This is a genomic window from Parasedimentitalea huanghaiensis (genome assembly GCF_009753675.1).
In the GTDB taxonomy this organism is placed as follows: domain Bacteria; phylum Pseudomonadota; class Alphaproteobacteria; order Rhodobacterales; family Rhodobacteraceae; genus Parasedimentitalea; species Parasedimentitalea huanghaiensis.
In genome coordinates this window covers 300,185-312,244 of sequence record NZ_WQLV01000005.1, presented here as the reverse complement: position 1 = coordinate 312,244, position 12,060 = coordinate 300,185, and the positions used below count along the sequence as shown (strand labels likewise).

At 53.5% G+C, this 12,060-nt stretch carries 11 protein-coding genes; 3 read left to right on the top strand and 8 right to left on the bottom strand.

Going from position 1 to position 12,060, the window contains the following annotated elements:
* The first annotated feature begins 21 nt into the window (after positions 1-21).
* Both GO984_RS10600 and GO984_RS10595 read left to right on the top strand, forming a co-directional pair.
* Positions 22-1,563: an adenylate/guanylate cyclase domain-containing protein gene (locus GO984_RS10600; RefSeq protein ID WP_167740293.1), complete on the top strand. Its 1,542-nt coding sequence runs from the start codon at positions 22-24 to the stop codon at positions 1,561-1,563.
* Positions 1,564-1,845: 282 nt separating this feature from the next.
* Positions 1,846-3,840, top strand: coding sequence for a hybrid sensor histidine kinase/response regulator (locus tag GO984_RS10595; protein WP_157022502.1), 1,995 nt, complete (start codon positions 1,846-1,848; stop codon positions 3,838-3,840).
* Positions 3,841-4,000: 160 nt separating this feature from the next.
* Here the strand turns inward: GO984_RS10595 and nusB are convergent, their stop codons facing one another.
* The 4 genes from nusB to GO984_RS10575 form a co-directional block, all read right to left on the bottom strand.
* On the bottom strand, positions 4,001-4,492 hold the full coding sequence (gene nusB, locus GO984_RS10590) for a transcription antitermination factor NusB (protein ID WP_157022501.1): 492 nt from the start codon (positions 4,490-4,492) through the stop codon (positions 4,001-4,003).
* Positions 4,489-5,040 carry a 6,7-dimethyl-8-ribityllumazine synthase gene (locus tag GO984_RS10585; protein WP_157022500.1) on the bottom strand — a complete coding sequence of 184 codons (552 nt, stop codon included), beginning with the start codon at positions 5,038-5,040 and terminating at the stop codon, positions 4,489-4,491. Before GO984_RS10585 ends, nusB begins: the two co-directional genes overlap by 4 nt.
* Before the next feature lies 1 nt (position 5,041).
* Positions 5,042-6,163 (bottom strand): 3,4-dihydroxy-2-butanone-4-phosphate synthase, encoded by a 1,122-nt coding sequence (gene ribB, locus GO984_RS10580; protein WP_157022499.1) that lies wholly within the window; start codon positions 6,161-6,163, stop codon positions 5,042-5,044.
* Between the two features lie 461 nt (positions 6,164-6,624).
* The gene (locus tag GO984_RS10575; protein WP_157022498.1) at positions 6,625-7,821 is read right to left on the bottom strand and encodes a trans-sulfuration enzyme family protein; all 1,197 of its coding nucleotides are present in this window, start codon (positions 7,819-7,821) and stop codon (positions 6,625-6,627) included.
* Positions 7,822-8,212: 391 nt separating this feature from the next.
* Between GO984_RS10575 and GO984_RS10570 the strand changes: the two genes are divergently transcribed.
* Positions 8,213-9,118 (top strand): hypothetical protein, encoded by a 906-nt coding sequence (locus GO984_RS10570; RefSeq protein ID WP_157022497.1) that lies wholly within the window; start codon positions 8,213-8,215, stop codon positions 9,116-9,118.
* A gap of 190 nt (positions 9,119-9,308) precedes the next feature.
* On the opposite strand, the gene GO984_RS10565 is transcribed toward GO984_RS10570, so the two are convergent.
* The 4 genes from GO984_RS10565 to GO984_RS10550 all read right to left on the bottom strand — a co-directional run bounded on the left by GO984_RS10565 (position 9,309) and on the right by GO984_RS10550 (position 11,921).
* Positions 9,309-10,412 (bottom strand): quinone oxidoreductase family protein, encoded by a 1,104-nt coding sequence (locus GO984_RS10565; RefSeq protein ID WP_157022496.1) that lies wholly within the window; start codon positions 10,410-10,412, stop codon positions 9,309-9,311.
* Positions 10,413-10,499: 87 nt separating this feature from the next.
* On the bottom strand, positions 10,500-10,718 hold the full coding sequence (locus GO984_RS10560; RefSeq protein WP_157022495.1) for a DUF6500 family protein: 219 nt from the start codon (positions 10,716-10,718) through the stop codon (positions 10,500-10,502).
* The gene (locus GO984_RS10555; protein WP_157022494.1) at positions 10,719-11,258 is read right to left on the bottom strand and encodes a GNAT family N-acetyltransferase; all 540 of its coding nucleotides are present in this window, start codon (positions 11,256-11,258) and stop codon (positions 10,719-10,721) included. It abuts the gene before it with no gap.
* A gap of 60 nt (positions 11,259-11,318) precedes the next feature.
* The gene (locus tag GO984_RS10550) at positions 11,319-11,921 is read right to left on the bottom strand and encodes a riboflavin synthase (RefSeq protein ID WP_138162221.1); all 603 of its coding nucleotides are present in this window, start codon (positions 11,919-11,921) and stop codon (positions 11,319-11,321) included.
* Positions 11,922-12,060 lie beyond the last annotated feature (139 nt).

The window sequence follows — 12,060 nt, the reverse complement described above, 5'->3', positions numbered from 1 at the left end:
GCACCAAAAGAGGGACAGTCAGTGAAACGCATTAGCAAGTTGCTTCTCAAGTATCCTCATCTCGTTTCGGCCTTGGTCACGGCGGCCGTTTTTGCTCTTCCGCTTGCTGTCTGGCTCGATGTTATGGCGATAACAGATCAAAGTATCCGTCGTCAGACCGCCGCGCTTCACTCTGTCATGGACAACCTACGCGTCTACTACACACACAATGTCATCGACCAATTGGCTTCGGATTCACCAACCGTAGCCAAACATGATCACCACGAAGACGAAGGGTCCATTCCACATCTGGACTCTCTTTCGATTGAGCTGGGCGAAATGATCAACTCGGATCAGGACCACCAAGGCTTCAATTTCGAATATCGCTTTCTCACGGATACGCCTTATGCCGATCACGCGCCTTCCGAATTATCCGAAGCCGAAAAAAGAGCCCTGGACAGGTTCCGCAATGGCTTTCCCGATGATCACATTTTCTTCAAGGCCGACGATAGTCCATGGGATCACGCCGTATCCATGGTTACCCCTGTTGTTATAGTTGAAAACTGCGCCGATTGTGAGTCAGAAAGCCCAGGCGCAGCCTCGTCTGACCTGCAGCAAAGTGACATTCTGGGCATGCAGTCTTTCACCGTTCGCCAACCCATTGCGTCGAACCTTTTAGCCCTAAAGTATCTATTGCTCTACATGATCGCGGCAGGAACCTTTGGCATCCTGTTCTCCCGATATCAATTGCGTCTGGCCGCCAAGTTTAAGTCGCAAAGTGAAGAGCTGGCGCAGAACAACGAGTTTCTGGCCGGCATTTCGATGAAGATCTCGCGCTATCTTTCACCACAGGTCTATCGCTCCATCTTTTCCGGCGAGAGTGATGCGTCGATCTCCACTGAACGCAAAAAGCTGACTGTGTTTTTCTCGGACATCAAGGATTTCACCCAGACGACAGAAACCCTGCAGCCAGAAGAGCTGACGGCATTGCTGAACGAGTATTTCAGCGAAATGTCAGCGATTGCCGAGAAACATGGCGCAACTATCGACAAGTTCATCGGCGATGCCATTGTCGCCTTTTTTGGAGATCCCGAAACAAAAGGCACATCTGAAGACGCTCGCGCCTGCCTGCGTATGGCACAGGAAATGCAAGAGCGTTTGGGTGAATTGGCGGGCCAATGGCGGGCGCAGGGCATCGAACATCCATTTCGTGCCCGCATTGGTATCAATACCGGCTACTGCAACGTCGGTAACTTTGGCTCAGAAGCCCGGATGGATTACACCATCATAGGTGCAGAAGCGAACCTCGCAGCGCGGCTAGAAGCCTCGGCTGAGCCAGGGGGCATCGTCATGAGTTACGAGACCTACGCCCATGTCCGTGACATCGTCAGTGCCCGCCAGTTGCCCCCGATGCGGTTCAAGGGCATAGCCCGCGAGGTCATTCCCTATGTAGTGGACCCCGGTCGCAACCGCGCACCGCTTAGCGAAACCACGGCGGATGGTCGGCGCATGACTGTAAATTTAGATCAGCTTGATGACCACACCCGTGAAACGCTTAATAAACTGCTGAAGGATCACCAGTAGAGTTCTCTCATAGATCTGCAGACCCATCTCGGCAATTGTCGCAAAACACAGCTCTCCCCTTCGTCTCATGGCGAACGGCATCATGTTACTGCCTGCAGCCGTTCCGCCCCGGACACCATGCCCCATCTACACGCGTGCTGAACTTGACCTTGGGCAATACGGGTTAACATATATTGGAGAGCTTCATTTGTGCGTGCAGGAAGAAAGAGATGAAAAGGATAGCTTCATTTAGGGTGCTGCCAATCTGATTGCTTGTCCGATGGCAGGTATTTGAGGTGTGGAATGGTAAAGAAGGCCAACAATAAACCTGACTTCAACGGCTCGGATAAGGACCAGCGCACCGTGCAGCTGTCCGCTCTATTTGCCGCGCTGCCTGACAACTATTTTCTCATCGACCAACAGGGAACTATTCTGAGCTATCGAGTTCGCCCGGGGGTTAGCCTTATCGATGACCCTGTTGCTTACATTGGCAGTAACGTCTCCGATATCCTACCGCCTGCGCCATCCGCCCTGTTCAAAGAACACATGCGTAAGCAACATGACGCGCAGGATGTTGTGACCTGGGAATACCACATAGATCTGGAGGGAAAGAGGCGGGATCGCGAGGCACATCTTTGCCCTCTCTCTGGATCCGGCGAAATGGTTCTGGTGGTTCGCGATATTACCAGACGACGTCAGGCCGAGAGAGAACGAGCTGAAGCTGAAGATCGTCTAGAGCGGATTATTTCCAATTTACCCGGCGCTGTAATTAGCCGCAGGTTTGATGGTTCAGAATTTCCTTACCACGACACCAATTTCCCAAAAGTTGTCTACGCAAGCCCGCAGACTGCAGAGATTTGGGGAGTCTCAGCAAAAGACATGTGCGACATCAGGGGCCTTACAGAACCCATGGTGAACACTGACGATATAAAAGATTTCTCCAAGAAAGTACGCAAAGCGCTGGAGAATTTTGAAGCCTATTCATTTCGCTTCAGGATCACCACGTTTGCAGGCGAACAAAAATGGTTAGAGACCAATACAAAAGCGTACAAACACAAAGATGGATACACCTATACAGACGGGTTTGTTCTCGATGTAACCAAAGAAGTCCAGGCACAAGAGCAGCTGGAGGCCCAAAGGAAAATAGCTGACCGCGCCCAGAAGCTTGACAGCATTGGTCAGCTAACGGGTGGTATGGCGCACGATTTTAACAATCTATTGGCGGCAATCATGTTCAGCCTAGAGATGTTACGCGAAGAAGAAACCAATGAAGGCCATCTGTCCCTGATAGATAATTGCCTTACCGCAGCTCAGCGCGGGGCCGATTTGACACGTAGCATGTTGGCCTTTGCAAGCAAGGCAAGCCTGGATCCCAGTGTGATTGATCTCAACAAGTTGGTGGAGGAGACCCGCAATTGGGCTGGGCGCACCTTACCATCGAATATCGAAATCGAAACATCACTGTCGGAAGAGTTAAGTCCCACCATGGTTGATGTTAGTTCGACCGAAAGCGCTCTTTTGAACCTGCTGGTAAACGCCAGAGACGCTATGCCTGATGGCGGCAAGCTGACCATTGAAACTCAGAACGTACAGTTGGATGAGGCCTCTCTGGACGCACACCCAAAAAAGGTTGCTCCAGGTCAATACATCATGCTGGCTGTCAGCGATACCGGGCACGGCATTCCAGCGGAAATAGTAGCGCGTATCTTTGAACCCTTCTTTACCACCAAACCCCCTGACAAAGGTGCAGGCCTTGGCCTGTCGATGGTTTTTGGGTTCATGCAACAGTCGGGCGGGACCGTTCAGGTCACTTCTGAAGCAGGCGTAGGAACGGTTTTCAAGCTCTACTTCAAGGCCTACCTAGAGGAGGACGAAGGCCTGGTGGAAGACACCATCCAAATAAAAAACCTGTTGGGCGACGGACGGAAAATACTGGTTGTTGAAGATGATAAGATGGTACTGTCGATACTTGTGAAGACGCTCGAAAAAGCAGGTTATCTCGTGACGTCCGCCAAAACTGGTGACGAGGCCCTTGCACTATTTAAGGCTGATCCTCGGTTCGATCTTCTTTTGACGGATATCATGATGCCAGGTACCCTAAAGGGACGCGCATTGAGCCGTGCAGTTCGTGAATTTGTTCCCGATCTACCCGTAGTTTTCATGTCTGGCTACGAAAACGAAGCGATTGACCAGAACAACGAACCATACTCGGGTGATATTCGGCTGACAAAACCAGTCTCGCGAATTGATATGTTGACTGCAATTAAGACCTCTCTGACCGCGCAACTCAAAGACTAAGGCTTTCGACGAGATCTCATAAAGAAATTGTCTTGAATTTTCAGCCCGCTTGCCGGCCCTGACCCCAAACCAGATATCAAACAAAACAGGCCTTTCGAATACCGAAAGGCCTGCATCAATAGATGACGCGAAGACGCTATTTCCAAGAGTTCACCGAGCGTTAGAACGTTTCGGGTTTGGCCTCATGCGCCATGTGATCCAGTACAGCGTTAACAAACTTTGTCTCTTTGCCATCCGGGAAAAACGCCCGTGCCACATCGACATATTCGTTGATCACCACTTTGGGCGGAGTGTCCGCCTGGGTCAGCTCTGCACCAGCAGCGCGGAACAAACCGCGCAGGGTTGGGTCGATCCGGGCGATTGGCCATTTGGCCACCAGCGCGCGGTCGGTCATCTGGTCGATAACCGCCTGATGATTGACGGCATCCTCGACCAGCTTGCGAAACAGCTTGGCATTGCCTTCGGCCATTTCTGCACCGTCGTAGCTAGCCCCAAAACGGTGATCGAGAAACTCGACAATCACCGCGTCAAATGTCTGATCACTGTGTTCCATCTGGAACAAAGCCTGCACCGCATAAAGCCGCGCTGCTGATTTCATCTGACGTTTCTGAAGTCCCTTGTTCAGGGCTCCACCTTGGCTGTCCGTGCTCATGCGTTTTTGGGTCCGTTGCTGGTTTCGGCCAATATAATGGCGTCCGAGCGGGCCTTGAAGCCAACGCCCTTGGTCTGGGCGCCCCACTTACGCCCCAAGGCGATCAGATGCAAGGCCGCCGCAGCAGCTCCGCCGCCTTTGTTTTGATCCTTGGGATCGGCGCGCACTTCGGCCTGAGTGCGATTTTCGACCGTCAGGATCCCATTGCCAATGCACAAGCCCTGAAGGCCAAGTAATTGAATAGCGCGGCTGCTGTCGTTGCAGACTGTGTCGTAATGAGTGGTCTCGCCGCGGATCACACAGCCCAGCGCAACGTAGCCGTCAAAATTGGACGCACGATCGGAAATACCAATGGCTGTAGGGATTTCCAGCGCACCGGGGACTTGGATAACATCGTAAGTCCCACCCGCGGCTTCGATCTCGGCAACAGCGCCGGCAACCATGTTGTCGGCGATGTCTTTGTAATAAGGCGACACCACGATCAGCACTTTGACCGGTTTGTCGAACTGCGCGCGTGGCATGATGTAATGTTGCTCGTGACCAGCCATATCAGGCCTCCGACAGGATTGGGCGTGTGCCGGTGATGGACAGACCATAGGCGTCCAGACCCAGATAGCGCGTTTCGGGAGAATCGGTTAACAGCACCAGTTCGTTGACGCCCAACTTGGACAGAATCTGAGCGCCAAGGCCGGTTTGTTTGATGGTGCGCGGACCTTCGTCCTCGACCGCATACAGCGAATTCCGAGGCTGCCGGAACAGACAAACCACGCCACGCCCCTCTTCCGCAATCAGTTGCATCGCCTTGGGCAATTCACTGGTTGGTTTGGGACCAAGCCCCAGCACATCGGATGCTTCGTGCAGGGCATGAGTACGGCACAAAACGGGCTCAGGCGTCGTGATATCGCCCTTGATCAACACAACATGTTCAATGCCGTGGGTCTGGTCGGTGAACAGACGCATATCCCAGTCACCGCCAAATTCAGAGGTCACAGTTTCGCGCGAGGTTTCTACCACCAGATTGTCATTGCGCGAACGATAGCTGATCAGGTCGGAAATGGTGCCGATCTTCAACTCGTGGGTCTTGGCATAATCCAGCAGATCCGGCAGTCGCGCCATGGAGCCGTCTTCGTTCATGATCTCACAGATCACTGACGAGGGGTAACAGCCTGCCAGACGCGCCACGTCACAGCCAGCCTCGGTATGGCCTGCCCGCACCAGCACACCGCCGTTGCGCGCGCGCAGTGGGAACACATGGCCTGGGGTCGCAATATCAGCAGCACCCTGATCAGGGTTGATCGCTGTAGCCACCGTCAGAGCACGGTCAGCAGCCGAAATTCCGGTGGTGACACCCTCACGGGCCTCGATCGAAGTTGTGAATGCGGTTTCGTGGCGCGAGGAATTGTGCATCGCCATCATTGGCAGGCCCAGCTCATCAATCCGCGCGGCAGGCAGGGTCAGGCAGATCAAACCACGGCCATGAGTGGCCATGAAATTGATCGCTGCCGCATCGGCGTGCTGAGCGGGAATGATAAGATCACCCTCGTTTTCACGGTCCTCATGATCAACCAGAATGAACATACGGCCTTGGCGCGCATCCTCAATTATCTCTTCGATAGGGCTGATTGCAGCGCGCAGGTCTGTTTCGACCGGACCGGGGGTTTCAAAGCTCATAAGGGCAGCCTTTCGATGGGCAGGAGTCAGGGACTCTCATGTACAAAGGGCAGATAGTGCAGATGAGGGGAAAATGCCAGACCCGGTAACGGCATGGCAGGGGTAAATCGCGGCGTCGATTATGTGTTTTCACAGTTCAGCACCGCCTAATAGACTTAACCCCCACACCTAATCTGCCGGGCACGCAGAAGCGCCCCACGAGGCCCTGCCCCGTCGGTTGGTCATCTTGTTTAGAAATGTCGGTTCATCTTGATAAAAAGGCGACGTCGCCAAAGCGGAGGCGGACGGGAGCAGTGCCCCCGTGCGTGATCCAGATCAGATGCGCCCCGGCGCACCCCGGGGCCCTGTTTCCTGTGCCGGGGTGATAGGCCCAGCGGTAATCGCGATTGGCAGGCACCCTGCCATAGCCCGGTTAAGCCTGCCTCAACTGGGTGTACGCCAGCTGCGCAACGCTTGGCTGGTTACTCTGCGCCTACACCACTCAAACCTGTCTCAAGATCGGCGATCAGGTCATCGACATGTTCAATGCCAACCGACAGACGCAGCAGGTTGACCGTGACACCCAGCATTTCGCGCCGTTCAGGCGGCAGGATAGCATGGGTCATGCTCGCAGGGTGCTGAACCAGACTTTCAACGCCACCCAGACTGACCGCATAGGCAAACAGCCGCAGAGATTGTGCAACTTTGTTGGCGCGGGCCTGCCCCCCGGTCAGCTGCATGGTGATCATTGCGCCAAAGCTGGTCATCTGACGCTTGGCAAGCTCATGCTGTGGGTGTGAGGCAAGGCCGGGATAGGTCAACCTGGTGATACCCAACCGTTCCTTGTTCTGATCCAGAAACTCGGCAATGGCCATAGCGTTCCCCGCATGACGTTCCATCCGCAATGGTAGCGTCTTGAGCGAGCGCAGCAGGGTGGAACAGGCAATTGGGTCCATCACAGCCCCGGTCGAGTTTTGCAAGAACCTGAGCTTCTCTGCCACCGCTGGATCTGTGTTGGGAGAAACCGCTGCCACACCGGCCAGCAGATCCGAATGTCCGTTCAGGAACTTCGTGGCTGAGTGCATCACGATATCCACCCCCATCTCCAGCGGTCGCTGGCAATAGGGCGAACAAAAGGTGTTGTCGCAGACCGTCAGGGCCCCAACTTTGCGGGCTTGCTCTACCACAAAGGCAATATCGACCACTTCCAACAACGGGTTCGACGGAGTTTCAAACCATAACATGGCAGTGTCCGGACGGATGGCCGCCTTAACCGCATCAGGGTCCGAAAAGTTGACAAATGTAACATCCAAACCTGCGCTACGGCTGCGCACCAGCTCCAGCAGCCGGTAAATACCACCATAGACATCATGGTGTGCAATAACATGCGCCCCAGATTCCAGCAGCTCCAGAATGGTCGAGGCTGCGGACAGGCCAGTTGGGCAAGCAATGGCAGTCGCCGCGCCTTCAAGGTCCGCAAGACAGGCTTCGAGCACCAGACGGGTCGGATTTGCAGATCGGGAATACATGAAGCCACGATTTTCACCGATGCCATCCTGCACAAACGTACTTGCGGTATAGATCGGTGTCACAACTGCGCCTGTCAGCGGATCGGGGTCTTGGCCTGCATGAATAGCCCGGGTTTCAAATGCATCTCGGTTACTGGATCGGTTGGTCAATTGGTATTCCCCTAGAATAGTCGCGCTGTGAGCGACAGGCACTTGAGCACATGAACTCAAGGGCGACAATGCGTAAAGAACGGCTATTCTTGAATATTTCCAACGTCCAGATTACCCGGATCTGACAACCGTTACAGAAGAACGACAACTCAATAAATCTCGATATCCAACGCCCAATAGTAAACTGGATTAGCTATCTAACGTGCGGATTTTAACAATCATATGGCAATCGAAAACAATCGACACAGATTGTTTCCAAGGAAAGCTTAGATGTCTTCCCCCAAATACAGTAATTTGTCGACAAGTTGACCGCAAAGTGAATTTTCCAAAAGGCGCGAACCGGTAGGGTGAATTCATAGTAGCGACCCGTTCAAGAGGACTGGAGAGCCCAATGTCAGATCATTCCAAGGTATTTAATTACGAGATAGAGGGACTGTCCTATACGGTTACCGTCTACGAAGAAGCCGGCGCGTTTTATGCGGACATCCAAATGACCGAAGGCTCCATGGATGTAAACGCGATCTATTTTGGAGATGATGACTCCTCCGGACCGAGTGCATCTCTGGACGGCCCACTCAACATGAACGGTGCCAAGCTCGACGGTGAGAATGTGCAATGGGATGAGGCTGTTGCGCTAAGCGATCCGGGTCTGGGGACCGAAGGATCTGATAAGGAAACCTACCTTACAGACGGCGATACTCTTACGGTTTCCCTAGATATCGACAGCCTAGATGAGATTGATATCTTTGGCATCCGCGCCACTTCAGCCACCAATGATGCAGGTTCGATCAAGGGCGTCAGCGATGATCCAGAGGATCCAGAAGACCCCGAAGAAGCGTCCTATGAAAAAGTGTTCTTTGGCGAAGTGTTTTCCGACGAAGGCGATCCACTGGGTGGCACATTCATCTTGGATGAAGAGCCCGACCCAAACCCCTATAGCATTCCGTCGCTGCCGGAGGGAACCGAACCGACATTTGAAAACTATGTGAATTATTTCGTGTCTGACGAGATTGGCGGCGAAGTATCCTCACTTACTTCAGTTGTGTTTTATGAAACCGATGATGATGGTGATCTCTCAGAAGTGTTCCGCTTAGATGCGCCGGATGGTGGATTTCAGGACGTCGACGAACTGCTGACCGCTTATGACGAAGCAACCGACGGCAGCTCTTTGACTGATGAGTCCTCAGAGAGCAGTGACGGCCAGGACCTGCTTGCTGCGCTCACTGTCGATGGAAGTGCCGACACTGAGGTCGATGCCGGCGAAGACTTCGAAGAAGACGATCTTGAGATTGTTTAACCTCACGTAACAGAAAACCGTCGAATTCCCCCCCCAACACGATCTGTTTTAGACAGATGATGGGGGGGGCGACAAAACGCAGAGAACGACAGGTCGACAGTCTTGTCTTTAGGGTGTTTTTGATTTGCAGCGCTCAATCACCTGAAGCTGCCATCTTTCAAATCTGTTTCCCGCCCTTTCCAGACGCCTGTTAATCAGAGCCAAAACAAATGACGATGCGCCCCTTTTCCCGGTGCGTCACAAGTTTTTGCACAGCGTCCCTGATTGCATCAATTTCAAACGGAATGGCGGCAGACACGGGCATTCGAATGTTGTGCTCCAGTAATTGCTCAACCGCGTCATCTACAACCAATCGGGGGAACTTTGCGCCAAAACTATACTTTGGCCCGGTGGCGAGACGTGTCACCAGCATGCGCCATCCGATATGCGACATCACCTTGAGGACTGCAGGCCAAGACAGTTTTTCCTCGCCAATGTACTGACGCGGACCAACCACCGTTACAAAAGTACCGCTATTTTTAAGGCACCTGAAAGCGCTGGTTTCGATGTCTCGCCCCCCCACGCAGTCAAACACTGCATCGACAGGGTCATTGCCTACAGAAAACACCTCGCCGAAATCATCCTGCGTATAATCGACCACCTGGTCTGCGCCGTGGCTGCGAACAAATTCTTCGCTGGCGCCACTGCAGACCGCCGTCACCCGGCAGTTAAGCGATTTGAGATATTGTAAGACCATGACCCCGATCGCTCCGGAGGCGCCAACCACGACACAATTGTCGCCCGCATTCACCTTCGCAAATCCAATTGCGCCCCAAGCCACGCAGGCCGCCATAACCGCAGCCGCTGCCTCTAAATGCGACAGCTGATCCGGTTTGTGCATGATCCATTTTTCATCAAAGCACTGGTAGGTCGCCCAAGACCCGGCCTGCGGATATTCCGACGGGATTATGATGACGTTATCACCAATTTTGAAGTTTTCGGCCCCATCACCCAGTCCAACAATCGTGCCCGTTGCACAGGACCCAATGCGCGCGGGGTTGGATTGGGATACGTTCTTTGGGCCATAAAACCGGCCAAGGGCAGTCCCCTGCGCAGCATATATTTCGTCAATATGCATCGAAGAGGCTGCAATTTTGACGGTCACCTCCCGCTTGACAGGGCGCGGTGTAGACACCTGCAGCATTTGTAATTCGCGGGCGACCTGGCCAATCGCGGGATCATTCACCATCCCTACGGCCTGCATTTCAGCTGCATCGTTATAGGCATCGACCAAAGGCTTGATGTGGTCTTCCATTTACGTCTCTCTGATTTTTCCGCTTTGACACAGAATGAGATGATGATGTGGGACTTGCTACTCTGGTTGAGGTCTGCAGGCTGGAATCTACTCCCCTGCCTCAATCATTTCACGCACCTTCACCGCTTTTTCAAAATGATCCAGCGCATGCGTTTCGATCCACCATGTCGCCGCCTCCATCAGCAGCTCGGGATTGTCATTTTTGTTGGCAAAGAAGGCGTAGAAGGACAGCCCTACGCCCTCGCCCTTGGCGGCGATCTTCTTGTTACAGATCTCAATCGCTTTGAAACGTAAACTGGCTCGCATCTATGTCGTTTCCTTCTCTTCACAATCGGAACTGGTCAACCTGAAGCACATCCAGCGCGCAGCACCGGAGCCCAAATCCAGTTCCTCTTCGCCCATGTTGACTGCCCCCAGTTTGGCGGTGGCCTTTTGGGAGCGGATGTTTGTCGGATCTATGTGAAACCAGACCTCGGGCCGGAATTTGAACACATGACCCATCATTAGTGATTTCAGCTCAGCGTTCACCGTGCCGCCCCAACAGGCGCGCTCGAGAAAGGTATAGCCGATCGAAATGTCCTGATCCGATGTAGGTGCCTCGTAATAGCGCGAGCAGCCGATGACCTTGCCTGTGCTTTTTTCCAGCACAACAACTGTTGCCTCAGTTGCAAGCAGCATATCGAAATATGGCCTGAAGACTTCCTTTTCGTGGCGGTCCTTGGCCGGGTGCCCCGCCCAAACCAAGGGATCACTTGCGGCCAGATACAACCCCTCAAAATCATCCGCCTTTAGCGGGCGAACAACCAGCGTTTCACCAATTATGTAAGGTTGGAAGTCAAAATCCATGTCTCAATCCACTTCTTACAAACTGCGACCGTTGTATAACCAAAGTCGTTCTTCAGGACGTTACGCGCTGGCGTTAAACTCGCCCAGCCGGGCCACATAACGGGCCAGCGTGTCGATCTCGAGGTTGATCTGCGCTCCCAGCTTGACGTCCCCCCAGGTGGTCACTTCTTTGGTGTGGGGGATGAAATTGATGTCAAAATCACAGCCCCGCACATCGTTCACCGTCAGCGAGGTACCGTTCAGCGCAACGGAGCCTTTAGGGGCAATGAATTTGGCCAGAGCTTCGGGTGCACGCAACGTGACACGGGTGCTGTCGCCTGTTTCAACCATCTCGACCACTTCGGCGACGCCATCGACATGGCCCGACACAATATGACCGCCCAATTCGTCGCCCACTTTCAAGGCGCGTTCCAGATTGATACGTTTACCAGCATGCCAACCATTGCGGCCAATATTGGTCTTGGACACGCTCTCAGCCGAGATTTGCACGTCGTACCAATCCTCACCCAGCGCGATCACTGTCAGGCAAACACCATCGCTGGCAATTGATGCCCCTATATCGATGCTCTCTGTGTCATATCCCGTACGGATCCGCGCCCGCAGGTCGCCCTTTTGCTCGAGCTCGACAATGGTGCCGACGTCAGTGATGATACCTGTGAACATGGCGTGCCCCTTGATGGTCTGAAACTATATTCGAAACAGGTAGTCAGTGCGCCACAGCTGCACAAGCCCAGATCATCCTCCACTTGCCAACCGCCCCGCCCCGGACTTAGTTTCGCCGCAGTGATGCGTTAACCATTGT

Coding starts and splice junctions, on each gene's coding strand:
- GO984_RS10595 (WP_157022502.1), top strand. CDS start 1,846: ATGGTAAAGAAGGCCAACAATAAACCTGACTTCAACGGCTCGGATAAG.
- nusB (WP_157022501.1), bottom strand. CDS start 4,492: ATGAGCACGGACAGCCAAGGTGGAGCCCTGAACAAGGGACTTCAGAAA.
- GO984_RS10585 (WP_157022500.1), bottom strand. CDS start 5,040: ATGGCTGGTCACGAGCAACATTACATCATGCCACGCGCGCAGTTCGAC.
- ribB (WP_157022499.1), bottom strand. CDS start 6,163: ATGAGCTTTGAAACCCCCGGTCCGGTCGAAACAGACCTGCGCGCTGCA.
- GO984_RS10570 (WP_157022497.1), top strand. CDS start 8,213: ATGTCAGATCATTCCAAGGTATTTAATTACGAGATAGAGGGACTGTCC.
- GO984_RS10565 (WP_157022496.1), bottom strand. CDS start 10,412: ATGGAAGACCACATCAAGCCTTTGGTCGATGCCTATAACGATGCAGCT.
- GO984_RS10560 (WP_157022495.1), bottom strand. CDS start 10,718: ATGCGAGCCAGTTTACGTTTCAAAGCGATTGAGATCTGTAACAAGAAG.
- GO984_RS10555 (WP_157022494.1), bottom strand. CDS start 11,258: ATGGATTTTGACTTCCAACCTTACATAATTGGTGAAACGCTGGTTGTT.
- GO984_RS10550 (WP_138162221.1), bottom strand. CDS start 11,921: ATGTTCACAGGTATCATCACTGACGTCGGCACCATTGTCGAGCTCGAG.